Source organism: Microcystis sp. 49638_E5, assembly GCF_021300285.1.
Lineage (GTDB): Bacteria > Cyanobacteriota > Cyanobacteriia > Cyanobacteriales > Microcystaceae > Microcystis > Microcystis aeruginosa_C.
The window spans coordinates 43,010-67,823 of record NZ_JAJTDH010000035.1; the positions used below are offsets into that span (position 1 = coordinate 43,010).

The 24,814-nt window shown below is 42.2% G+C and carries 19 protein-coding genes and 3 pseudogenes; 8 read left to right on the plus strand and 14 right to left on the minus strand.

Going from position 1 to position 24,814, the window contains the following annotated elements:
* Window positions 1-326 precede the first annotated feature (326 nt).
* From LW728_RS11770 to LW728_RS11780, 3 genes are all read right to left on the minus strand, one after another.
* Window positions 327-1,190, minus strand: coding sequence for a hypothetical protein (locus LW728_RS11770; protein ID WP_287766754.1), 864 nt, complete (start codon window positions 1,188-1,190; stop codon window positions 327-329).
* A 322-nt stretch (window positions 1,191-1,512) separates the two neighbouring features.
* Entirely contained in the window at window positions 1,513-2,973 is a 1,461-nt protein-coding gene (locus LW728_RS11775) for an MbnB/TglH/ChrH family RiPP precursor modification enzyme (protein ID WP_002801828.1), read from the minus strand.
* Between the two features lie 16 nt (window positions 2,974-2,989).
* Window positions 2,990-3,748 (minus strand): transthyretin-like family protein, encoded by a 759-nt coding sequence (locus tag LW728_RS11780; RefSeq protein WP_287766755.1) that lies wholly within the window; start codon window positions 3,746-3,748, stop codon window positions 2,990-2,992.
* A 791-nt stretch (window positions 3,749-4,539) separates the two neighbouring features.
* Here LW728_RS11780 and LW728_RS11785 point away from each other — a divergent pair.
* Together LW728_RS11785 and LW728_RS11790 are read left to right on the plus strand one after the other, a co-directional pair.
* Window positions 4,540-4,767, plus strand: a complete 228-nt coding sequence (locus tag LW728_RS11785; RefSeq protein WP_287670653.1) for a helix-turn-helix domain-containing protein — start codon at window positions 4,540-4,542, stop codon at window positions 4,765-4,767.
* Between the two features lie 183 nt (window positions 4,768-4,950).
* Window positions 4,951-5,091, plus strand: a complete 141-nt coding sequence (locus LW728_RS11790; protein WP_157404754.1) for a hypothetical protein — start codon at window positions 4,951-4,953, stop codon at window positions 5,089-5,091.
* A gap of 3 nt (window positions 5,092-5,094) precedes the next feature.
* Here LW728_RS11790 and LW728_RS23210 read toward each other — a convergent pair.
* From LW728_RS23210 to LW728_RS11815, 4 genes and pseudogenes are all read right to left on the minus strand, one after another.
* Window positions 5,095-5,491 (minus strand): annotated as a pseudogene (locus tag LW728_RS23210) (transposase); the annotation flags it as partial.
* A gap of 87 nt (window positions 5,492-5,578) precedes the next feature.
* Window positions 5,579-5,788 carry a hypothetical protein gene (locus LW728_RS11805; protein WP_002801820.1) on the minus strand — a complete coding sequence of 70 codons (210 nt, stop codon included), beginning with the start codon at window positions 5,786-5,788 and terminating at the stop codon, window positions 5,579-5,581.
* A gap of 11 nt (window positions 5,789-5,799) precedes the next feature.
* A complete protein-coding gene (locus LW728_RS11810; protein ID WP_287766757.1) occupies window positions 5,800-7,479 on the minus strand; it encodes a glycosyltransferase family 39 protein in 1,680 nt (559 codons plus the stop codon).
* Between the two features lies 1 nt (window position 7,480).
* Entirely contained in the window at window positions 7,481-8,056 is a 576-nt protein-coding gene (locus LW728_RS11815) for a hypothetical protein (RefSeq protein ID WP_002801817.1), read from the minus strand.
* 236 nt (window positions 8,057-8,292) lie between these two features.
* On the opposite strand from LW728_RS11815, the gene LW728_RS11820 reads away from it, so the two are divergent.
* Window positions 8,293-8,487 (plus strand): hypothetical protein, encoded by a 195-nt coding sequence (locus LW728_RS11820; protein ID WP_002801815.1) that lies wholly within the window; start codon window positions 8,293-8,295, stop codon window positions 8,485-8,487.
* Window positions 8,488-8,725: 238 nt separating this feature from the next.
* Here the strand turns inward: LW728_RS11820 and LW728_RS11825 are convergent.
* Window positions 8,726-10,216, minus strand: a pseudogene (locus LW728_RS11825) (pyruvate kinase); the annotation flags it as partial.
* A gap of 484 nt (window positions 10,217-10,700) precedes the next feature.
* On the opposite strand from LW728_RS11825, the gene gatB reads away from it, so the two are divergent.
* Together gatB and LW728_RS11835 are read left to right on the plus strand one after the other, a co-directional pair.
* Window positions 10,701-12,173, plus strand: a complete 1,473-nt coding sequence (gene gatB, locus LW728_RS11830; RefSeq protein WP_287766758.1) for an Asp-tRNA(Asn)/Glu-tRNA(Gln) amidotransferase subunit GatB — start codon at window positions 10,701-10,703, stop codon at window positions 12,171-12,173.
* Window positions 12,174-12,322: 149 nt separating this feature from the next.
* A complete protein-coding gene (locus LW728_RS11835) occupies window positions 12,323-12,988 on the plus strand; it encodes a ParA family protein (protein WP_002801809.1) in 666 nt (221 codons plus the stop codon).
* Between the two features lie 17 nt (window positions 12,989-13,005).
* Here LW728_RS11835 and LW728_RS11840 read toward each other — a convergent pair whose 3' ends face one another.
* The gene (locus tag LW728_RS11840) at window positions 13,006-13,458 is read right to left on the minus strand and encodes a DUF8637 domain-containing protein (RefSeq protein WP_002801807.1); all 453 of its coding nucleotides are present in this window, start codon (window positions 13,456-13,458) and stop codon (window positions 13,006-13,008) included.
* Between the two features lie 48 nt (window positions 13,459-13,506).
* The gene (locus LW728_RS11845; RefSeq protein ID WP_287766775.1) at window positions 13,507-14,289 is read right to left on the minus strand and encodes a pentapeptide repeat-containing protein; all 783 of its coding nucleotides are present in this window, start codon (window positions 14,287-14,289) and stop codon (window positions 13,507-13,509) included.
* Window positions 14,290-14,888: 599 nt separating this feature from the next.
* Between LW728_RS11845 and LW728_RS11850 the strand changes: the two genes are divergently transcribed.
* From LW728_RS11850 to LW728_RS11860, 3 genes are read left to right on the plus strand one after another with little or no spacing between them, the layout of a single operon-like run.
* Window positions 14,889-15,926 (plus strand): AI-2E family transporter, encoded by a 1,038-nt coding sequence (locus LW728_RS11850; protein WP_287666307.1) that lies wholly within the window; start codon window positions 14,889-14,891, stop codon window positions 15,924-15,926.
* An 18-nt stretch (window positions 15,927-15,944) separates the two neighbouring features.
* On the plus strand, window positions 15,945-16,802 hold the full coding sequence (locus LW728_RS11855; protein WP_287766759.1) for an amino acid ABC transporter substrate-binding protein: 858 nt from the start codon (window positions 15,945-15,947) through the stop codon (window positions 16,800-16,802).
* A gap of 12 nt (window positions 16,803-16,814) precedes the next feature.
* On the plus strand, window positions 16,815-18,221 hold the full coding sequence (locus LW728_RS11860; RefSeq protein WP_287766760.1) for a DUF2079 domain-containing protein: 1,407 nt from the start codon (window positions 16,815-16,817) through the stop codon (window positions 18,219-18,221).
* Here LW728_RS11860 and miaA read toward each other — a convergent pair.
* The 4 genes and pseudogenes from miaA to LW728_RS11880 all read right to left on the minus strand — a co-directional run.
* Window positions 18,163-19,110 carry a tRNA (adenosine(37)-N6)-dimethylallyltransferase MiaA gene (gene miaA / locus LW728_RS11865; RefSeq protein ID WP_287766761.1) on the minus strand — a complete coding sequence of 316 codons (948 nt, stop codon included), beginning with the start codon at window positions 19,108-19,110 and terminating at the stop codon, window positions 18,163-18,165. The genes LW728_RS11860 and miaA overlap by 59 nt on opposite strands.
* A 416-nt stretch (window positions 19,111-19,526) precedes the next feature.
* The gene (ftsH3, locus tag LW728_RS11870) at window positions 19,527-21,380 is read right to left on the minus strand and encodes an ATP-dependent zinc metalloprotease FtsH3 (protein WP_149985724.1); all 1,854 of its coding nucleotides are present in this window, start codon (window positions 21,378-21,380) and stop codon (window positions 19,527-19,529) included.
* A gap of 392 nt (window positions 21,381-21,772) precedes the next feature.
* The gene (locus LW728_RS11875) at window positions 21,773-24,262 is read right to left on the minus strand and encodes a tetratricopeptide repeat protein (protein WP_287766762.1); all 2,490 of its coding nucleotides are present in this window, start codon (window positions 24,260-24,262) and stop codon (window positions 21,773-21,775) included.
* Between the two features lie 26 nt (window positions 24,263-24,288).
* Window positions 24,289-24,390, minus strand: a pseudogene (locus tag LW728_RS11880) (IS30 family transposase); the annotation flags it as partial.
* Between the last annotated feature and the right edge of the window lie 424 nt (window positions 24,391-24,814).

Below are 24,814 nucleotides of genomic sequence, written 5' to 3' on the forward strand. Positions count from 1 at the left end.
CACGGCAGCGGGGCGCTCTTTCTTTTCTGGCAATCCTTAGAAATATTGTCATAATTTCTCATTTTATGGTAGTTATGAGGGGAAATTGGCAGATGTGAAACTCAGGTTAAAAATAAGAGATGTCTAACCCATCCTGCCGATAATTATGCTTTACGATACCTAAATTATCACGTTCGGCATCACGACAAAGCCCCGTTGTCAGGAAAACGGGGTCGCGGGCGCTCGACGGGATCGCTACTTTCACCCCTATCCAGAAGGTTTAGATTTTCGATTTTAGTTTGCCGCGCTTCGGGACGGCTTTCGCCCGCGCTTCGGGGTGAATAATCCTAACCGTCACCTTCCCCACCCCATTCCCTTAAAAAGGCGGACACCGCATGAAAGAGATTTTGTGTTGTGGGCGGAAGATAACTATAAGGCCATAAAAAAACGTTGAAAGGCCGCGCTCCCAGTTGCTCTCTATATCTAAAAGTATCTTGCTCCGACAAACTCACCACTGCATCGAGTCTTTCGGCCAGGGCGATACAGTTCCGAAAATTTTCGGTGGCATAACATTGAACGTCAAGCTGATTACACCGACCCCCTGTGACTAAATTTGCCTGAAATGGCTGAATACTGCAAAAAATCGGTTTCCGGTACTGATAATCTAGAGATTGGAACTCCCTCTCCGAATAATGGGCAAAAAAATGGTCATCGACCTGAATCCCATCCCCGTGACGCGCTTCATGGATCAGTTCAGCGACGCTCAGGGAACGGTACTGGGGCGACTGAACCCAGACCACCGGCATTAACCTGTACTCTCGCGCCTCCCGACTCACCCGCCTCTGTACCTCATCGGACACTCCCCGAAAATCCAGGAAGACCACCTTATAGTTTTGGCTTTGGATGTCTTTCATGACCTGGCCGAGGGTGTTAGTGGACGAATGAAACCGAATTTGAGGTTGAGAAAGCCAAGTTCCATTGGGAACTCCTGCGATCGCTAATCCTGGAGAGAGGCATCCCCACAAAGTTGACAGCCAAATTCCCGTTTTCTGAGATGGTCGTCGGTGCTTCTTGGTCAATAACCTAACCATTGTTCGCATCTTCCCTCCGATTTTTCCACTCCGCCCCGCATACTGTAATTCTCGATCCGCCCATTTCTCCATTTTTTTGATGACCTCGACCTCGATTCCTTCTTTCAAAACTATACCCATCAATCATTTGCTCTTTTTTTAAGTTTTTTACTTTTTTGTTAAGAAAGATTCCAACCGATATCGGCCTTACCTAGGGTTTGCTGAAAAAGTTTTTCGTGGGGGCAGGGTGTGGGGTGTGGGGTGTGGGGTTTTACCGATTTTCAGGTAGTCAGTTACCTAATTTTCAGGGAAAAAGTACCTGAATTTTACCCCCGATCCCTCCAAAGGTCGGCACTTTTTGGTTGTCACCCCTTCAGCTTTTAGTGCTATTTTGCTGAAGAAACTATCAGTATAGGCCCCGTTTCCACACAGAAACCAGAAGAGCCAGAATTCTCGCCAGCTCTTAGTGAAAAGGCAAAGTTGACCGAGTGGAATCTAAATCAACGCCACTAACTGCAACCGGGCCATCGGGCGCGATCTCGATCTCGTATTGACCGGGTTGGCTGGGTACATCGGGTAAATGCCCTTCGGCTAAAGCGCGTAATAAGGGGAATGGGTCAATGTCGAAGCGAACGAGACGCGGTTGTCCATCGATGAGCGTGGCGATAACAGCCCGCTCGAACTCCAGAACTTTTAGCAGTTGGGGGAGTTGAAGGTCGAGAGAGCGCAAGTATTCGGCGAAAGCTTCCACTTCGGTGGTCGAGAATTGATGGGGCGGGGCTTTCGACCAAAAATCGGCTAGGATAGCGCGGAAGATGTCCGGCCCGAGCGCCAGCATCATCAGACGGGAAGTTAACCTGATGGCACTGACAATCATCGAAGCGCGAAATTCTTGAATCAGGCGGTTGATAATTTGGACTCCGGGGTCGGCGGTCAGTTCTCGTGCTATTTCGTCCGGTAGAGAGCGGCCGATCACCAAACTGCCTAAGAGCCACTCCCATCTACTCGGGGAAACGGCAGTACCCCCTATCGCCCCCCCGTTCGTTTTCGGGACGGGATAAGAGATTTCTTGGGAGGGGCGGCCGGGTTTCCGAAGTTCCCAGAGTTCGTGCAGTCGTTCTATCTGTTCTCGGACTAAATCCAGGCCGACAACGGGAATGAAAGAGGGAAAAATCTCGAAAATAATCGCTTTCAAGTTCGGCAAGGTGGGAATGACCCGTTTAGCCAACTCGAATAAGGGAGCGGGTATTTCCCCGGAATGAGCGTCTAGCCAGAAACCCCCCAACTTCATGCCACCCGCTAGATGAATTTCCCAGACCCGATCGAGAGGAAGTCGGGATAGGTAAGCTTCGAGCGACTGACGACCGTTGAGTTGGTTAGCCCAGAGGTTATGAAGATCCAACAACAGCCCACAATTGGCAGTTTCGATAACGCGGGCGACGAACTCGCCGTCTTCCATTTCCCCGGGCCGGGGTCGCAGGTAATTGACCCCAGTTTCCACCGCGATCGGCACGGGTAAAGCGGTTTGAAGATCCCCGATCGATCGAACGGCGGTCTCGACTCCTTCTAGTGTTTGGAGGGGAGGCAAGAAAAAGCCCGTGTGGAATTCCGGGGTCGCGTTAAAGCTAAGATGCTCGCTCATCCAAGGCGAACCGAGACGGTTGATCGTCTGCCGCAACAGTTCTAACTGCCCTCGATCGGGGCGAACTGTCCCGCCGACGGGAATCCCGACGCTATGGACGAGCTTTTTTCCCGGAAGCCCAGCGAGACGCTCGAAAACTTTCTCTAGCGTTCGGTAGCGTCGAGGAGCTTGCCCAGTCTCGATCCACATCGTCTGAGGCTCGATTTCTAGGACAGGAAAAAGTTCCGGGCGTTGTTCTAAAAGAGGCTCTAGTTCTGGTGAATAGGTAATCCCAACGCCCATTTCCGGAAGTCGAGAATTAGATTTTGCCAAATGCTTGTACATTCAACTTTTTATCAACGGTAATCAGGTCTAACTCGTTGCGAAAGGCGATATCGAATCCCGAGTGACATGCGGGACATCCGAGACGGGCGACAATACGGGCGATCGCTTCCTTCACCCGTTCGATATCGTTACTAATCCCAGCATCTAGCACTACGCTCACCCCACCGGCCCGCGCACCCAAGTCTCTGTCCATAAGTTCCGGGATTGGCCGATTCAATGGCGTGACTTTCCGCACGGGATCGAGGATAAATTCCCGCTCGTGAAGGAAAGTACAAGCCGCCCCGGAAAAGCAGGGCTTACAACCCACGCGACCCATAATTTCCGCGATACTGACCTGCAAAGCTTCTAGATTATAGGCGACTTCAACGGGTAAAGTGACTCTGAGCGGGCCGCTCAAGCCGAGTTTATGTCTGTGACTAATCGATTGATCCGCTTCAATAACCATTTGATTTTCTCCTGATTCAATATTCCAGAGGACAGAATCTTCCGTACTCTCGATTAGCTCGTTGTCTTGAAAGATTTTAAAGAAAATATCCGGCCGCCGATCCAGAAACACTTCTCGGAAGTAGGACTCGTCGAACATTATCTGAAAATCTCCGCCTTCCCCCGTGACGGCACTGCCCAGCAGGTCGTCATAGATTAAGTCTTTATCCCAAGCCTCAACTCGGAGTCCTGAAATACTGGAACGAGTTTGACGGTCGATAACACGACCCAAAATTTTCCATGTTGTCATGGCAATTTACCCGGGGATGAGCTTGGTGGTCGGAAAACTCCTAACACTATTATCAATAAAAGATTATCAGTAAGACACTGTTCGATATAGTTCGATATAGCGCATCTGAATACTAGGAAGATAATTGGTTTCAGCCCTCGTTTTGACGACATTGGTTGTCTCTTGAGAGATTTTAAAAAGCTTTCCGCACCACTAAGAGGGGTTAAGTTTAATTGTTGATGGTTCGATATTTGGTTTAAAGCAAAAATCGAGAAACTCCGAAAATGTTGCCATTCTTCATAAGACCATCGCTTTATAGCTCTTTTTACCTTACCGAGGTATCGACAAGTTTTGCCAACAAGGAGCTTAAGCCTCTTGACTACGCCTCCTTCTGATGAAAATTGCTATAATCTTATAAATAACAGGTTTTATGCGTTTAAATATCTATCTTTAGTAGTAAATTGCCGCTGTTCTCGACTTTGTGTAATAGTTTTTGCTTAAGGAATCGTGAAATGCTTATCGAGTAAGACTTTTGTCCCGATTCTCTAAACTTTGGCGATAGACAAAACCTCAAGAATATAAGCCTGTTCTGTAATTGAGGCAATTACTTTACGAGTCATAACACTCCCCACACATCCCACATTCAATCTTATACCAATTCTCCAAAATGTGAATACAGATAGGATAGAATATCATATTAGTAGAGTTAAAGGAAAAATATGGCAGGAGTTTATAAGATAGAAATATCTGAAAGTTAAGCAGAACTCAAGGAACTGCTTAGAAAAGAAAAAACTGGTTCAGGAAAAGAAAGAATACAATTATTGTACTTGTTAAAGACAAAAAAGGCAAAAACAGTGACAGAAGCCGCGGAAATGATAGGAAGAAATAGAGTCACTGTACAAGATTGGTTAGGAAAATATCGTCAAGGGGGACTGGAAAAATTATTGTCTAAAAAAGTCAGTACAGGAAGACCAAGAAAAGTTCCTCAGTGGGCAGAAAAAGCCTTAGAAAAAAGATTAAAAGAAAAGGAATATTTTTAAATATTTTTAGAATTAGTTTCTGAATATTTTGCTGATAGTATTTTGATAATACAGTTAGATAATGGCAGGTTTCATAAGGCAAAAAACCTGAAAATACCTGACAACATTATTCTCATGTTTCAGCCACCGCATTACCCAGAATCTAATCCAATTGAACAGATTTAGCAATATCTAAAAAAAGGATTGAGATGGAAACTACCTAGAGACTTAGAGGAATTACGTTTGTTAATTGGTCAACGACTCGAAGAAATGAACAAAGAGGTAATTGCTTCAATTGTTGGACGAGGTTATATCCTGGATGCTCTATCTGTAGTTGGCATTTAGAGAATTGGTATAACCTCGGTCAGCAAAAACTTTGCCAAACAGGGATTGTAGCAATTTGTTCACGGGTTTACGGTCGTCCACATTGCCTGGAGCAAGGTGAACGTTGAGCAATTCCCCCTCCTCTCCACAGAGGTTTTTCCCGTGCGGCTAAATTGTCAAACACCCGATGACTACTGATGCGGCGATTATGGCAGACCTGAATTTTGGTGGCATCGACAAAGCTAATCCCCGTGCAACGACCAAAACAATGCTCCAGGATGGTCATCATTTCGCTTCAAGTCAAGATTTTGCCATGTTTACGAGCTTTATTATCGGGCCAAAGCCTTGTCTGTTCTAATTTAGGTTCAAATACACGGCATCCGTCGTCGACAGGACAGAAAAGAGCTTCTAGACTAGACATAGATGGGTTGGGGGTGCTGAGTTTATATATTTTTCAGCTTACTAGCCCCCGCCTTTTCTTTGCACCCTTATCCCGAACTGACGTTAGTTAATAACTTAACTTCAGAGCATTTACCGGTACATCATCCCAAGACTCTACGGTTCTTAAAACTGCTATCCACCCTGCTTGTTTTTGTTCGTCCGTAAGACTGGTTAACCAACTTTGATGACAATCTTTTGCTGCTTGTTCATCTTGACAGGCAATACAAGCTTGTACTAAACCGCAGGGGTCAATCTGTTCATTTACCCAAATAATCATAGTTAATAGCCCTACTTAACTTTATTATTATACTCCATCGATCGCCCACAGAGAAACTTTTGATATTCATAACCCGTTACATAATTGGAGGATAACTCTGAGAGTTGACAGTCCGCTCGATCTATTGAAGAATGGAAATTAATTAGCCATAATTCAAAAGGGGGAGAAGAGGGCAGATTAAAATTTGGCTTTTGTTTTGGGTTAACTAAGAGAAACTTAGGGTTTTTATCGGGAAATTTTTGGTTAAATTCCCAAGCAATTCCCATCATTTCTCCCACCTGCACTAAACTCCTATAGCTAGTGGCAATTACTAACGGATAACGGCTATTATTTTCGATAGTGGTAACTAATTTATCTGGCCGATAATACTTACGATAGCCTAAATTAAAAGTCACGCTTAGGGAACTAACTAAAGCCATGATAAGGACAATAATTACGATTTTTTTCTGCTTCCTTTGCCAACAATTGTCTAATAAAATTGCTAGAATTAAAATTACCGAGGGAAAGTAAACAAAACTATATCTAGCTCCCCGGGTAATATCGATCGAGAGCAGATAGGTGATGACCAAGAAAATAGCAATTGAACTGAGAAAAAATGCCGAGAGAATGCCTAATTCTGGTTTATAGGAGTCTAGCCACGCTGTTTTTAATTGTGGGATAATCCAGAGAAAAAAACCGATCATTATTGCCCCAGAAATCAAGATAATTATTAAAGATTCTGATTCGACGGGGAGCAGAGAAAGCATAGTAATTAATGTTCCCAGCAATTGAAAAAAGGGGCTAATTACTGCTGAAAAACTATCATTGTCTCTCTGAATCCAACTGGTCATCTGATTGCCATAATCTTTGGGTACAAACGTGATAAACCAAATAATAATAAAGCTCAAGTTACCTAAAAAAACTAAACTTAAACGCCACCAATTAGTTATCCAAAAGTTTTTTTGTTTGATTTGATTGGATAAAATCCATAATAAAGTTATCGCTTCCGCGAGGATAGTTAAACTAAAAAAATAGTGAACTAATAACCCGATACAGTTGACAATTAACCAGAAAAAAACCAAAGTATGGGATATTCTCTTATGGTCGATAATTTTGCTGCTTGCCCTCAGAAAACAGCCTAAAGATATGAGGACAAATACAACCGCTAAAGTATAATGACGCGCTTCTTGGGAGATAAAAACCGCGTAGGGAGAAACCGCCATTAAAATCGCCGACAGAAAAGCGATAGAGCCAGATTTAAAGACCAATTTGCTGATAAAATAAATTACAGGAATCGAAATAACTCCCCAAAATACTGCCAGCGATCGCATTCCTTCTAAAGATACATATTCTCCGCGATCAAAGAATAATTTATTCCAGAGATAGGCGAGAATAAAATATAAAGGTGGATGATTGTCCTCCTGAATAACTAATTTAATTACATCGGCAATAGTTGCCTGATGGTTGCTCTGGAGAGGTGCTAATAAAGTGGTGAGGGAAATTATCTGATTTAACGGCACTATCTGGTAATTATTGCCAACACTAAAAACCATAGTGGCAAATTCATCCGTCCAGGGAGGTTTGCTAGTTAATTGTGTTAACCTAATAACCAGTCCCAAAATTATTACTAATCCTAACCAGCAAAAATTAGACCAAGCTAACCGCTCCTTGCTTCTTTGTTGTAGAGCAGAAATGACTGTAGATAAATTCAATTTAATTGTTATCTCCAAAAGATTCGATTATTTTAACTGCTTCCGATGGGGAAATATCTTGACGGCAATTAGGATAATCATACTCCTCCCGGGCAATTAATGCCCCACTGAGACGATAAAAATATTCTCCCATTTTCATCCAATCGGAATATAAATCGGGTTCGGGGAATTGTTGCCTTAATTCCGAGTCTTTGGGTGTACCATAATTGAGCCAGTATCCTTCTCCAAATAGTGGGGAATTGAGCGCTAGGGTTCCCTCTAATTCTAAACCATCATCGCCCCTGGCGTTTTCGATTCCTTCCACCAAAAAACAGCTATTCTCGGCATTTTCAAAGAGGACTGCGTATCCATTCCCCTCTTCTGCGAGGATTTTAATCTCGCTGGCCCGAAATCCGGGAGGGATATAGTTAGGTAAAATAATCTTAGCATCCAGCGATCGCAGTTGTTGCCGTTGACTGGCGCTCAAAGTTAGCGTTTCTGCTCTCAGGTATTGCCCATTGTCAATAATAACAATAGATAATCCTAAAACTAAAGGCCAGAGAAATTTTATGGTCATAATCGCTGTTTCTAGGGTCATATTCTGGAGAATATGTCAGTTTTTAGGCAATTTACTGATTATTTAACCAGATTAATGACGAATATTGCCCTTTTCCTGTTCCCGATTCCCTATTTACCGATTCTAATCGACAAAAAATCATAGCTTATCTGTGGATTCCACTTTTTTCCACTTCTGTCACCCAGAATTATGGGACTGACATCACCCCAAACCCTCTCGTATTCTAAGGTTATCGACAGGAAAGAGAGGTAACAACCATGTTAGTCAGCCACCAAAATCCAACTTTTGTCCGTAACTACTTAATCGCAGTTATCTCCGTGGTGATGATGGGTGTGGGAGTTGCCGATCTCGTCAATAATCCCTCCCGAATCGCTCAACAAAACCGTCTTGATGGTTATGGTCGCTATGTTAGCGCTGGTTTGGTTAGCGGTGCGGTCAATAATATACGTTAATTTGCCTCTGATTCTCAATCCTGTTTAAAAGGTGTGAGTAATTATGAATTATGAATTATGAATTATGAACTGGGGAGAATAAATAAAAATAATCTCCTGACTCCTGACTCCTGATAACTGACTCCTGATAACTGATAACTGATAACTGATAACTGATAACTGATAACTGATAACTGATAACTGATAACTGATAACTGATAACTGATAACTGATAACTGATAACTGATAACTGATAACTTTTAGCTTGGTGGGTCTGCATTCTTTGTAAAACATCATCGAGAATTGTCACCGCTTCGCGGATATATTCCCCCTTATTCAGCATGACACATTCGGACCTTTCGGCCATAGCGGCATCGGTAATCTCGGCCCGGGAGGGAATACTTTTCTTGACCAGATTTTCTAGGACTTGGGTAGCCCAAATGACCGGAATATGGGCCGCTTCGCATAACCAGAGAATTTCCTCTTGAATTTCTGCTAGTCTTTGATAGCCAATTTCTACGGCCAAATCACCCCGGGCAATCATTACCCCAAAAGGTTGTTTACCGGCGGCATGGATGATTAATTCGGGAAGATTTTTCACGGCTAAAGGTGTTTCTATTTTGGCCACGATTGCTTTTTGTCGCCAAGTATCCCCCAAACGACTTTGTAACTCTAGCTGTAGTGTCTCGATATCGCTGGCTTTTTGTACAAAAGAGTAACCGATAATATCGGCATTTTCGGCAATAAAATCTAAATCTTGCCGGTCTTTTGCGGTCAAAGGATCGATATTTAAGACCGTATCGGGGAAATTTAGGCCTTTATCTGCTTTGAGTTTTTCCCCTTTCTCCCTGGCGTGGGTAATTTTTAGTAAGAGACCTTCTGGCATTATGGCAATAACTTCAGCCCCGATATGACCATCATCAATCCAAACTTTCGCCCCGACGGGAATTTGGGGAATAATTTCCGGTTGGGAACAATTAGCCTGAAAATACTGAGGATGGGCAGTATGGGGCGGTTGGGTGGTTAAGAGGAGAAAATCCCCTTGATATAGTCTGGTTTGGGACTGGGGGGCTAAAATCTGTTCTAAACGGATTTTTGGGCCAGCTAAGTCCATATAAACTTTACAGGTATGTCCATTGACTAAATTTTCGGGATTTTTGACCGCCTCGCGCAGATTTTCGATCATTCCCTGCCACTCTTTGGGTCCATCATGGGCGCAATTAATGCGAATACAGTCCATCCCGCAACGCAGTAATTGAGCGATAAAATCGGGGTCGGTTGCCGCCTCCGTCGGCATTGTCACCATAATTCGCACCCGACGCTGGGGGGAAGGCAGACCGAAAACTTCGGCGCTATGGGAGGCTAAAAGTTGATCTCCCTGGAAAAATGCCTCTAAAGGGGGATGTTTGGGTAATAATGAGGCTTCTTGATGACAAACCGCCCCTAAAGTGGCAATTACCGCATCGAGGGTCGGTAAAACTTTCGATTCAATCCGGCCTAGGGAAGATAATCCCCAGGGCATTAAAGCTAATTGCAAATCCCGGATATCTTCTTGTCTCAGGGCGAGATAATAGGCTAAATTACGGGTGCTAGGTTGAAAATTCTCCCTTTCAATTAGGTTTTTCCACTGCTGCAATTTCTCCTCTCCTTCCACTGTCACAAAATGCCGTAACTTTTGCAGATGATGGAGGAGAGTTTGGGGATAGGATAATTGTTCTCGCTTGAGTTGTTCTGAGAGAGTTAAAGACATAAAATCAAGTAAAAAGTAAAAATCGTCAATTACTAAGGCAATACTTGCCTAGAAAATGATCACTTTCGCCGCTTATATTGCTTTTGGGCGGTTATGGGGTCAGTTCTCAGGTATAATCTCTCTATTTCTATACTAAGCAAATATCCTGTCTCTAGAAGTTAATTTTTGCTGCGATTTATGGCGGTTATCTTCATGGTGAGGTGGGAAGTTTTGGTTTTCGTGGTTCGCTGGTCGGTGGTCGATACTAGAAAGGCTAGGTTTATCGGTGAAAAATTATCGATAAGCTTCTTTAATCTTATGCCTTTGATCAAATTTAAAATAATGGCGGACATTGGTTGAATAAATTATCTTTTTTGGGCTATATTAAAGGTGACTAAAGTGATTAGTAACTACATTATTAAGTTTTATGAAGGGAGGGAATGCTCCAGAATCGCGACTATAATGATTAAACAGATCATTCCTGTGTCGGCGAGAGCGAGAAAATATGTCTGCCACTGAATACGAAGCAATTATCGGTTTAGAAACCCACTGTCAACTCAACACCAAAAGCAAGATATTTTGTCCCTGTCCCACCAACTTCGATAGTCCCCCCAATACTAACGTCTGTCCCATCTGTTTGGGTTATCCGGGGGTATTACCCGTCCTTAACCAAGAAGTCCTGGCCAGTGCCGTTAAACTGGGATTAGCTATCGATGGTAAAATCACACCTCATAGCAAATTCGATCGCAAACAGTATTTTTATCCCGACCTGCCGAAAAATTATCAAATTTCCCAGTATGATCTCCCTATTGTCGAACAGGGTCAACTAGAAATCGAGATCGTCGATAAAAAAACTAAGGAAGTTAGCCGCAAAATTATCGGTATTACCCGTCTGCACATGGAAGAAGACGCGGGAAAACTGGTTCATGCTGGCAGCGAACGTCTCTCCGGTTCCACCCATTCCCTGGTGGATTTTAACCGTACAGGTGTACCATTATTAGAAATTGTCTCGGAACCGGATTTACGCACTGGGGCCGAAGCGGCGGAATATGCCCAAGAATTACGGCGTTTAGTGCGTTATCTCGGCATCAGTGACGGTAATATGCAGGAAGGTTCCCTGCGCTGCGATGTCAATATTTCCGTTCGTAAAAAAGGCGCTAAGAAGTTCGGGACTAAGGTAGAAATTAAAAATATGAACTCCTTTAGTGCTATCCAAAAAGCCATAGAATACGAGATCGATCGACAAATTGAAGCGATCGAAAATGGCGGAGCGATCGTACAGGAAACCCGTCTTTGGGAAGAAGCTAGTCAACGGACGATTAGTATGCGGAAAAAAGAAGGTTCTAGCGATTATCGCTATTTTCCCGAACCGGATTTACCCCCCCTAGAAGTCTCCCCCGAACAGTTAAAAGCTTGGGCGGAAGAATTACCGGAATTACCCGCTCGTAAACGTCGTCGTTATGAAGAAGAATTTGGTCTTTCCGCCTACGATGCCAGGGTTTTAACCGATGATCGCACCGTGGCCGAATATTTTGAAACTGCTGTAATTGCGGGGGCAAATGCGAAATTAGTCGCTAACTGGATCAGTCAAGATATCGCCGCTTATTTGAATAATAATAAGCTGACGATCACAGAAATCGCCCTGCAAGCGTCAGACTTAGCCGAATTAGTTAAACTGATTGAAACGGGAACAATTAGTGGCAAAATTGCTAAGGAAATTTTACCAGAACTTCTCACCCAGGGCGGTTCACCAAAAACACTGGTGGAAAAGAAAGGATTAATACAAATTTCTGACACTTCTGCCATCGAAAAACTGATCGAGGAAATTATCGCCGCCCATCCAAGCGAGTTAGAAAAATTCCGGGCGGGTAAAACCAATCTTAAGGGATTTTTTGTCGGTCAAGTCATGAAAAAAAGCGGCGGTAAAGCCGATCCTAAATTAACTAGCCAAATCTTAGATCAAAAACTTTCTGGTTAGTTATATTCAGTGATCAGTAATCAGTAGAAATTATGAATTATGAATTATGAATTGGGGAGGGGGGAGAATAAATAAAAACACTCTCCCGAATACTGTCTCCTGTCTCCTGTCTCCTGTCTCCTGAGAGCTAAAATAACTGATAACTGAAAATGCCAAATTCCCCAACAACCTCGCAATTAAAGTCTAATAGCCCAAAAATTCTCGCTGTTGTCAACGGTAAAGGTGGTGTGGGTAAAACCACCACTGCGGTTAATTTAGCGGCAATTTGGGGGCAGAATCAGCGTGTTTTGCTTGTGGATGCGGATCCGCAGGGTTCCTCCACTTGGTGGGTAGAAAGAAATCAAGCGGGTATGGTATTTGATTTAGCCAAGCAAATTAATACAGAGAAATTAGGAGAATTGCGTCAAATTATCGAGTACGATCTGATCGTGATTGACACACCACCAGCTTTGCGTTCCGAATTACTTACGGCAGTAATAGCAGAATCAGATTATTTAATTTTACCGACTCCTCCCGCACCGATGGATTTAATGGCTTTAATTGACACGGTACGCACAGCAGTTAAACCCCTAGGAATTGCCTATCGGGTTTTGTTAACAAAAGTGGATTCTCGTAGTCTTAAGGAAACTTTAGAAGCACAAAATACTTTATTAGAATTAGGTATTCCTGCCTGTCATGCTTTTGTCAGAAATTATAAGGCCCACGAAAAGGCCGTTTTAGACGGGGTTGCTATTACCAATTGGCGCGGTAAAAATGCCCAAGAAGCCAGCGCCGATTATCGTCGTGTGGCCGAAGAATTAGAACGGGATTGGTAGATTTATCGACAGGTTTTCTAAGCACAATATTTTTGCAGTAAAGAAATCACTAAATCTAGACCATCGGGCTGAACTTGAACAGTATAGGCTTCGGCTTCAATTTGTCTGCTAAAACCCTCATAATTCATAAAAAATCTTCTGGTCATTGCTGGGGGTTCTATGCCTAAATTAAGAGCTTTAACTGTTTTGCCTCCATGACAAAGTTGAGCGGCATGGACAGCTTCATGAATTAATGTTGGTCGGGCAATACCTAAGTCAAAAACCAGAGGATGAATCCAAATAATTCTAGTTTTACTATCAAATAAACCATAGGCTCCTCGCACTGGTGGCGGGGCAATTTTGACGATAAAATTGTGTTTTTCTAAAGTTTTTTGCAGCCGGAGAAAATCAGGGTTTGCCGCCGATAAATTTTCTCCTGCAGCTAATTGCATTCCTAGAAAAACAGCAGCGATTGTGTAATAAATGCCCATCGGGTGATAGTTCCTATTAAAGAAAAATCAAAATTAGCAAGAGGTTATTCATTGATGAATCGAGCCATCGGGGAGAATTGTTCCTGTTAAAATTGCCCGGGTTAATTTCACCATAATACGCTTACCAAAGCCAATTTTTGCCCCGCGTAAATCCGCCCCACTTAAATCCGCCCCGCTTAAATCCGCCCCGATGAGATTGGCTTCCTGTAAATTTGCGCCTTTAAGGTTAGCTTCGAGGAGATTGGCGCGAAAAAGATTAGCTTTGTACAGATTAGCTTTTTCTAGGTTAACTTTGTGCAGGAAGCTATCGCTTAAGTCGGCATGGCTTAAATCTGCCCCGATGAGACTGCGACTAGAGAGATCTTTTTCTTTCAGGTTAGCTCCCTGTAAATCGGCTCCGTTTAAATCCCGATAGTGAGGGCGCCAGGTGCCCTGATTGTGAACCTGATGGTTATTCTGGGAGTGGCTGTGTTGACTATGGGTTTGTTGACTGTGGGTTTGTTGACTGTGGGTTTGGGAATTTTGGCCGGGTTGGCTAGGGTGAGGCTGATAGGGAGAAGCAGTTTTATAGGCGTGGGCGGGCTGTTTTTCAGTTTTAGGGGCGGAATTGGAGCGTTTAGGAGAATTTTGATGAATTTGCCGCAATTGTTCCCTAGCTTGGTTAATTTCTTGCAGTTTAGCGGTGGCTTTTTCCAAAAGACGCTGATTATCCTTGGGAATGCGATCAGGATGCCAAATAAACACCAAATCTTTGTAGGCTTGATTGATCTCGTCGAGAGATGCCCCATGATCTAACCCTAAAACTTTATAGTATCGCTCCAATTCTTTCATCATCGAAGTCCTAATACAAGGATAAAAGCACTAATGGCCACAATTTCTCTGAGTCTTGTCGGATTTTCTAGGAGAGGATTTCTTTTAGGATAATTTGACTCTGGGAGAGTTGCCATAAAATTTGAGAAAATGTCTGGTAATTAAGAAAATCTCGTTTTTCTATCCTGTTTTGTGGTGTAACTGTATAGCACATAACAGCAAAATTAGCAAATTTTTGATACAAAACTTAATTTTTGCTGTGGGGAGATGGGGAAGTAGGGAGGTGGGAATTATGAATTATAAATTATGGAGTGGGGAGACCACTTCGTGCGCGTTGCGGGGGGAGGTGGGGAGGTGGGAATTATGAATTATAAATTATGAATTATGGAGTGGGGAGAGCACTTCGTGCGCGTTGCGGGGGGAGGTGGGGAGGTGGGAATTATGAATTATAAATTATGAATTATGGAGTGGGGAGACCACTTCACTTCGTGCGCGTTGCGGGGGGAAGTGGGGAAGTGGGGAAATTGAACTAAAACCCCAAAACCCCAACACCTAAAACCTGCCGACCGCCGACCGACTGCTGTATGATAAAACTTGTCCCGATAGGATAAATCAAGGTTGTGAAATTTGGTCAGTGGTTGGGGTTTATCTGTTTAATAATGGCTCTGTATGTATTGTGGCAGATTCGACAGCTGTTATTATTGATTTTTATGGCGATCGTGTTTACCGTAGCCTTAAATAGATGTGTGAAAGGATTGCAGAGATTGGGGATTAAAAGGGGTTTGGCTATTTTAATTACCCTGCTGACGAGTCTAGCAATTGTGATTTTATTTTTTGTAATTATCGTTCCCCCCTTTATCGAACAGTTTCAAAAATTAATTGAACTTTTACCGCAAGCTTGGGATTTAGTCCGCAATAACTCGATTAGATGGCGGCAGCAATTTCAATTTGATTGGTTGCCATCGCTGCCTAATTTAAGTGATTTAGTCCAGCAGTTACAACCTTTAGGAACCTTTGTTTTTAGTAACTTTTTTACTTTCTTTTCTAACTCAGTTACGGCAATTTTGCAATTATTATTCGTGCTGGTGTTAGCAATTATGCTGTTAGCCAACCCCCAACCCTATCGACAAGCTTTCTTAAAATTATTTCCTAACTTCTATCGTCGTCGTGCTGAGGAAATTCTTACCCTATCGGAAGCGGGTTTGGGTAATTGGTTGTTGGGAATTGCCATTAGTTCAACTATGGTAGGATTATTAAGTGGTTTCGGTCTTCTCGCTCTACAAATTAATCTAGTTCTCGTTCATGCTATCCTAGCAGGATTGCTCAATTTTATCCCTAATATCGGACCGACTGCTAGTGTGATTTTTCCGATCCTTATTGCTGTTATCGATGCGCCTTGGAAAATTGTCGCTATTCTGATTCTCTATTTTATTATCCAAAATGTCGAAAGTTATTTGCTGACACCAACTGTCATGGCTAAACAGGTATCTTTACTACCGGCAATTACCCTAATCGCTCAAATTTTCTTCGCTCAAATATTTGGCATCTTAGGTTTATTGTTGGCTTTACCTTTGACAGTGGTAGTAAAAACATGGTTAGATGAATTATTATTCAAAGACATTTTAGATCAATGGGATCACGGCCATAACAAATCTTAAATAATCTCGGCAAAAGTCATGAAATTAATCATTATTACTCTCGTTATTTTATCTAATTTTTTTGCTGCTCTCCCAGCTAAGTCTGAAACGGTTCTAGAAAAAATTAAACGCACGGGATTATTAGAAGTAGCGATGAGAGAAGATGCGATTCCTTTTGGCTATCGAGATAGTAATAATAATTTGCAGGGATTATGCTTAGATTTTATCCAATTGCTCAGAGGGGAACTAAAGCATAAATTAAACCTCCAGATCATCAGTGTCAAAATTTATAAATCGACTTTATTTAATCGCTTCCAGTTATTGGAAAATAAAACCGTTGATTTCGAGTGTGGTCCTAATAGTATCAGAAAAAATATACCTAATGGTGTCAGTTTTTCTCGTCCTTTTTTTGTCACCGGAACTCAGTTTTTAGTTCGGAGTGATAATCAGAATAATTTCAACTTTTCTTCGTCCTTAGAAGCTGTAACTATTGGAGTTTTGCGAGATACCAGCACTCAGGAATTATTAAGACAAAAATATCCTCTTGCTACCTATCAGGAATTTCAAGGAGTGACGGGAAGACTGCGGGGTATCCAAAGTTTAAGAAGGAATAGAATAGATGCTTTTGCTAGTGATGGTATTCTGCTAATTGGAGAAGCTGTCATTCTCGGTTTATCCTTAGAACAAGATTATCAACTTATACCCCGCAATCCTTTAAATTGTGATTATTATGGTTTCATTCTTCCCGCTAATGATCCCCAATGGCAAGAGTTTATTAATGGGGTTATCGTCACCAGTGATAACAGAAATATTTTTAAAACATGGTTTACTGAAGTTGCTTCCTATTTTAGAGATACCTGGCAGTATTGTCGTAATAACCCCGAAAAATCCCAGTAAAACTTAACGATTATGCCTAAAAAAAATGATTTATTTTGGTTAATTGGTTGCGCGACAATAATCCTGTTTATTTGCAGTGCCACCAGACATATTTTATTTCAATCTAATGCTCTCGATCTTGGTTGGTTCGATCAAGGAGTTTACCTAATTTCTCAAGGTAAACCACCGATTATATCTTTTGTTAACTACCATATTTTAGGCGATCATATCGCTTTTATTCTCTATCCTATAGCCTTACTTTATAAAATTTATCCTAGCGTTTATTGGCTGCTTTTCTTACAAGCTTTTTCCCTTTCCCTTGCCGCTTTTCCCCTCTGGCAATTGGCAATAGAAGCGGGATTAAAAGAAAAACAAGCTTATACATTAGCCTTAGTTTATCTGCTCTATCCCCTAATTTTTAATGTTAATCTCTTTGATTTTCATCCTGAAGTGATCGCAGTGCCAGCGATTTTTTGGACAATTTTGGCAGCAAGATTAAATAATCTCTGGGGATTTTGTCTGGGAATCATTATTATTCTCGGTTGTAAAGCAATTCTCTCTTTAACATTGTTGGGAATGGGTATCTGGTTACTTCTCTGGGAAAAGAAAAAAATCCCCGGAATAATTGCCATGATTACCGGCATTCTTTGGTTTATTATCACCACGAAGTTATTAATTCCTCTCCTGACAGGAAAATCGGCAGTTATTGAAATGGCCGATTCTCGATATAGTTATCTAGGAGATAGTTTACCAGCAATTATCTTTAATCTTTTCCTCAAACCCGATCTTGTCTTGGGAAAAATCTTTACTGGCAATAATCTAGAATACCTAATCCTATTAATTATTCCCTTACTTTGGGGTTTATCCTGGCGCTATTCTGCCCCAATAATTGCCGCTATTCCCGCACTCGCTTTAAATTTATTGGCAGATCATGCCCCACAAAAAAACTTAACTACTCAATATTCCCTGCCAATTTTACCCTTTTTATTTCTAGTGGTTATCGCCACTTTAGCCCATAATAGTAACTGGTTGAAGCAGCCTAAATGGATAATTACTTGGGCAATTATTGCCTTTTTTGCCTTAGCCAAATACGGCTATTTTTGGTCACTGTATTTAAATTCCCTCGATACTTGGTCCGCCACCCAAAAAGCTCTCACCCAAATTACCACCAGTGAGAGTGTCTTGACTACTTCTAGAATTGCCCCCCATCTTACCCATCGAGAAATGATCAAATTAGCGATCGAAGGTTCCCAATCCCTAGATTTAAATCAATTTAATTATATCCTACTCGATCGCCGTCATCCCGGTTGGTCTAGTTCACCAGAACTAATTGATGATCACTTAAATAAACTGAATCAAAATGAGAACTTTCGGTTAATCGTTAATCAGGATGATGTGTTTTTATATCGGGCCTTGACAACCCCTCAAGGAACAAAATAATTTTTCGTTCCACCAATTCCAATAAATTTTCTTTATCGATGGGAAACCAGACAATACCAGCATCGGCACGAAACCAAGTGCGCTGACGTTTGGCAAATTGACGGGTATGGAGGATAATTAAATCGATCGCCTGTTCTAAAGAAATTTCCCCGAGCAGATATTGCTTAATCTCTGCATAACCCAAAGTCTGCAAAAGTGGCAAATCCCAACCGTATTTATCCCCCAAATTCTGCACCTCTGCTACTAATCCTTTTGCAATCATTTGATGAGTACGAACAGTGATCCGCTTGTCTAAACTTTCTGGGGAACAGTCTAAACCAATTTGTAAAATTGGATAAGTGGGAGGGTTTTCTCCCTGCTGACTAGAGATAGGTTTTCCTGTCAGATAAAAAACCTCTAAAGCGCGTAAAGTCCTTACCTGATCATGGGGATGAATTTTTTTAGCAGCCTCCTCATCTACCTGCATCAGAATTTGATAAAGATAGGATTGTCCTAAAGCTTGTAATTGCCGTCTTAAATCCGGTTGAGGGGAAACCCTCGGTATTTTTAAACCTTTGACAATGGACTTGATATAAAGTCCCGTACCACCGACCAAAAACAGAGGAGAATAGTGGAGAGTGGTGATTAAATCCTCAGCCTGTTCTTGGTACTGTGCTAGGGTGAAATTATCTTGAGGATCACAAATATCAATTAGATAATGGGGAATCCGCTGACATTCTTCTAAGCTAGGTTTAGCAGTACCAATATTAAATTCTCGATAGATTTGTCGGGAATCGGCACTGAGAATTACTGAATTAAACTTTTCAGCCAATTGTAGTGCTAAACTGGATTTTCCCGTGGCAGTTGCCCCACAAATAACAATTAAAATAGGTAAAGAGGAAGTAGTCATCGATACTACATGACAGTGAACAGTAATCAGTGAAAAGACAGGAATGTTAAGCTAAGTAGGGTTTGCTGAAAAAGTTTTTCGTGGGGGCAGGGTGTGGGGTGTGGGGTGTGGGGTGTGGGGTTTTACCGATTTTCAGGTAGTCAGTTACCTAATTTTCAGGGAAAAAGTACCTGAATTTTACCCCCGATCCCTCCAAAGGTCGGCACTTTTTGAATCAACCCTACTTATCAAGGGGGGATCAAGGGGGGATATATCTTCAATTTAATTATAACCACTTACTTAAGACGCATTTAAACAGGGTATTGTGAAGCTGATTAACAGCTTATCAGCAAGAAATTACGTTTGTCATTAATTTTCGTTGAACAAAAAAAACAGCACCCATCAGGATGCTGTTTGTCAAGAAAATGTTACAAAACTTAAGCTAAAGCCGCCATTTTCACATCGTTATTAGCGAGGATATTTTGTAACTCCTCCGCGTCCACGGTTTCTTTTTCCACTAACATTTGCGCTAACTGATCCAAGATGGCGCGGTTATTGACTAAAACCTCTTTAGCGCGACGATAGGCCTGTTCCACTAGGTTACGCACTTCCTCGTCAATAGCTGCCGCAGTTTCATCGGAGAAATCTCGATCGGAAGCGATATCACGACCTAGGAAAACATTACCATTTTGACGACCTAAGGCCACCGGTCCTAGGCGATCGCTCATGCCGAAACGAGTTACCATTTGCCGCGCTACTCGTGCCACCTGTTGCAGGTCATTAGAAGCACCCGTAGTCACTTCCTCCTCACCGAAGATAATTTCTTCAGCTAAACGACCCCCCAAAGCTACAGCCATCTGATTTTGCAGATAAGCGCGAGAATATAACCCGGATTCCATGCGATCCTCGCTAGGAGTGAACCAAGTTAAACCCCCAGCGCGACCGCGAGGAATAATACTAATTTTTTGGACGGGATCATAATCCGGCATTAAAGCACCCACCAAAGCGTGACCAGCTTCATGGTAAGCAACTAAAGTTTTGCGTTTTTCACTCATGACGCGATTTTTCTTCTCAGGACCTGCTAGGACACGATCGATCGCATCGTTGACCTCATCCATAGAAATCTCGGTTAAATTGCGACGTGCCGCTAAAATGGCGGCTTCGTTGAGCAAATTAGCCAGATCCGCACCGGTAAAACCGGGGGTACGACGGGCGATTTTATCGAGATCCACGTCTTGGGCCAAGGTTTTGCCTCTGGAGTGAACATTAAGGATTTCCTTACGGCCAGCGTAATCGGGACGATCTACCACCACTTGGCGATCAAAACGACCAGGACGTAATAAAGCGGCATCCAGCACATCGGGGCGGTTAGTGGCGGCGATAATGATAATACCTGTATTACCTTCAAAACCGTCCATTTCCGTTAATAATTGGTTGAGGGTTTGTTCCCGTTCATCGTTACCCCCCCCTAAACCGGCGCCCCGTTGACGACCGACAGCATCAATCTCATCGATAAAAACTATACAAGGTGCATTCGCTTTCGCTTGTTCAAATAGGTCGCGGACGCGAGAAGCACCCACCCCGACGAACATTTCCACAAATTCCGAACCGGAAATGCTAAAAAACGGGACTCCCGCTTCTCCAGCTACTGCGCGAGCGAGCAGGGTTTTACCTGTCCCCGGAGGACCGACTAAAAGGACTCCTTTGGGGATTTTTGCCCCAATTGCCGTGAAGCGATCGGCATTTTTGAGGAAGTCTACCACTTCGTTTAATTCTAATTTTGCCCCTTCAATCCCGGCCACATCACCGAAAGTAACCTGGGTTTGGGGTTCCATCTGTACTCTTGCTTTCGATTTGCCGAAGTTCATCGCTTGGGAACCAGGACCACTTTGGGCGCGACGGAGCAAGAAAAATAGACCAACAAGAAGCAAAATGGGGAAAAAGAGGCTACTGAAGGCTCTTACCCATACTCCTTCTTCTCTTTGGGGCAGTACGGAAATATCAACGTTATTTTCTGCCAAGATGTTGATTAATTGCGGATCGTTGGGCAGGTTAACTAATACGTTTGTTCCATCTTGAGTGGGTACGATCGCTCGCTGCCGGTCGGCACTTAAGCGCACGGTTTCCACTTTACCTTCCCGCACTTCCTGTAAAAATTCACTATACTTCCAAGTTTGTTGCACTGCTGGCTGGCGATCGAAGAAAGCTGAGGCCAAGGCAAGGACTACGATTAACAATAGGGCATATAGTCCCGCATTGCGCCATTTTTTGTTATTACCGTTTTTGTTCACGCTGTCGAACTCCTGATAAATTGAGGATGATCTTATCGGTTGTTAAGGGGTTGTTAATTTATGTTAACGTTTCTCAGGAACAGTGGACAGGTTTTTTTTTAATATGCCCGTTCTGGTCCTCAATGGGGGTTAGCTGTTGGGGGTTGGCAGTGGGGGAGCGGGGAGCGGGGGAGAAAAAAGCTGATAACTGATAACAAGGACTGCATCTACAACCTAATTTGTTCAGCTAAAAGCTTTCATGTACTTAGTTTTTAGCCTTCTTTTTCGGGGGGAGAATTGCCAGATTTTTTCTGGGAGCCTTTTGAACCCCCCAAAAATTGATTATACAAGGGAGCTAATCAATGATAAAATCTTGAAGCCTTTGTCAAAAATGAGCTTATTTTTTAGACAAATTACTGCATTTTTAACATCCATTCTACCGCCCGTTCATACAGTTCTAAATTACCGGTTTTTATCAAAGCATTAGCGGCTTTTTGCAAATAGTTAAGGCTCCCTACTCGACTACTAGGATTTTTATCATCGTAGGTGGCAAGAGCCAAGTTATAATAAGCTTCGCCATAATTGGGACGATAAGTAATTGCTAATTGATAATCCGCAATCGCTCCCTTCTTATCGCCGATTTTTTCCTTAACTAAACCTCGATTATAGTAAGCTTCAGCATAGTTAGATTGGAGAGCAATAGCGATATTTAAATCCTCCAAAGCACCAACATTATCTCCCAAATCAAAGCGAATAACTCCCCGGTTATTATAGGTGATCGGATTATTGGAATTCAATCTAATTGCCCTATCTAAATCCTCTAAAGCACCCTCTTTATCCCCAGTTTGTCGTCGAATAATACCACGATTATTATAGGCGATCGGATTGGCCGATATTCTCGGTTTTACTTGTACATTATCGGGAATAGTAGCGGTATCGGTGCGTGCATTTCCCCGATTACTATACACTGTCACATCGATAGGATTAATGCTCAAAGATTGCAGATAATCTGTAATCGCTCCTTGATCATCTCCCACGTCAGCGCTACTATTACCACGACTATAGAAAATTCTCGCATCACGGACTTTTTCTAGAAATACATTATAATCCTCGATCGCTCCCTGTTTGTCCCCTTTTTCAAAACGCGCATTGGCCCGTTTATGATACCCTTCTGGATCGTTAGGATAGGCAACTATATAAGTAGTATAATCTCTTTCGGCCGCGGCAAAATTTTTCAGAGCAAAATAAGCATCTCCCCGGGCTTGAGCATGACAAGAGACGTTATAATTAGGACGAAAATCGGTTTCTCTGGAGTCATAAAAATAATTTCTGTCGGCAGATTCTTGGATATTTTCGCTACAGACAGAGCGAGAAGTAAAACTAGGTGTATTGATCCGATCATCTTGGTCTAAGGCAATATTATAATTATCTACTGCCTCCTGATAACGCCCTAATTTATACAGCACTAATCCCCGATGATAGTGAGCGGCTGCATCATGACGATTTCGTGCCACTGCTGCAGTAAAATCCTCTAAAGCTCCTGCGTATTCTTGATATTTATTGGCCCGCATTAACCCCCGATATACATAAGCTTTTGCGTCTTGGGGTTGCAGATAAATTGCTTGGTTATAATCTTGAATTGCCCCTTGATTATTGTTGAGTCTTAGGTGAGCATAACCCCGTTTAAGAAATGCTCTAGCATGGGGAATTTTATCGTAGTTGGGATTAATACGGATGACAAGTGCTAAGTCTTTGATGGCTCCATTATAATACTCGATCGCTGTTTGATATCCTTCCGGGGAATTATTCGATAAATTGGCTAATTCTACTTCCTCGTCAGCCATTTCAATTTGTACTCTGGCACGGTTTTGATAACTGCTAGGAGCATTCTTGGCTAAAAATAGTTTGGGTGAGCATTTTAAAACGATTTTATAATCCTTAAAAGCATCTCGTTTTCTCCCTATCTTTTCTAAAGCTATGGCCCGATTATAATAGAGTTCAATTAGATCGGGTTGGTATAAAATAGCCAGGTCATAATCTTTGATAGCCTCTGCATAATTTCCCCACCGAGAGTATAGCTGTCCTCGATGATAATAGCCGCGATAATTTTCAGTTTCATAACCGATAAAACGCTGATAATAATCTAAAGCCAAGGATTGATGATCGAGCAAAGACGCAACACTTGCTAGGTTAAAGTAAACTTCACTTTCATTGGGATTATATTTAAAGGCTTGCCGAAAATCTGCTTGAGCAGCTTCTAATAATTTTAGCTGATGCTGCTTCCTTATTGGCCTTTCTGACTCAATAAGGGGTGTTTCTTCCTCAATAACAGGGATTTCCTCAACTATAGGTTTTTTTTCCTCAATAACAGGGATTTTCTCAACTATAGGCGTTTCTTCCTCAATAACAGGGATTTCCTCGGCTATAGGGGTTTCTTCTTCCTCCATCGCCATGGCTAACTTTAACTTACCTCTTTGATAATAGGCTTGGGCTAGTAACTGTCGATCTTTGAATCCGGGAGCATTATAATTACTATACCAAATGTATTGACTGAAATCATCGATCGCACCGTTTCGATCGTTGATTTTTTCTCGCGCCATTCCCCGTTGAAAATAAAGTTTAATCGTACTAGGATCGCTAGGATAGACTCGCAGAGTGGCCGAATAATTAGCAATTTCTCTTTGGAGAGCGTTAGTATCAACTTCTTCCCTAGAAATGACGGGACATTGTAGGTTTTCTACTGCTTTAACCGAATTAACTTCTAAACCAAATAATCCCCAAAACAACAGGGGAGACAATAAACATATTTTTCTAAAAAGCTTGACATTTAACCTATTTTGTGCTAGGGGATTGGGGATGGCTTGATCTGTCGGGGTTTTAGGGATTAAGGATTGTTGTGACATGATGATTAAAAAAATTTGCAGTAAACTCAAATCTGAATTGCATCACTATCCGATCGTATTTGATAAAATACCTCAAAGGGGGTTCGATAGTCAAGACATTTTCGGGGATGATTGTTAATTAACTCCACAACTTTTGCAGCATCCTTCCGTTGGCTATCCCAGACTGGTTATGGCAAATTAGTAGTTTGAATCAGCTTAAAAACTTAGATAGTATGGAATCGAATAAAGCAAAAATAGGCCCTCTTGGGTTTGCTGGGTACGAGCGAATAGAACGAACCACAAAGACACAAAGGACACAAAGATCGATCGCTCCTATATTAAGTTAAACTGATCAGACGAAGAATAAGAGAGTCAAAATTAATAGACCTCCCGCAAAAGTAAGTTCTCGATCCGCTATCGGGTCAAAATATCTAAAAGCACAGATAAATTTGACATCATCTTCGGTTTTATGGGTAGGATAGTTGTCTCTTGTCTTTTTTCTCCTCCTGTCTCGGAGTTTCCTCACCTAACGGAAGATTTTTGATTTTTACAGGAGAGCTTTTGATCTCAAAC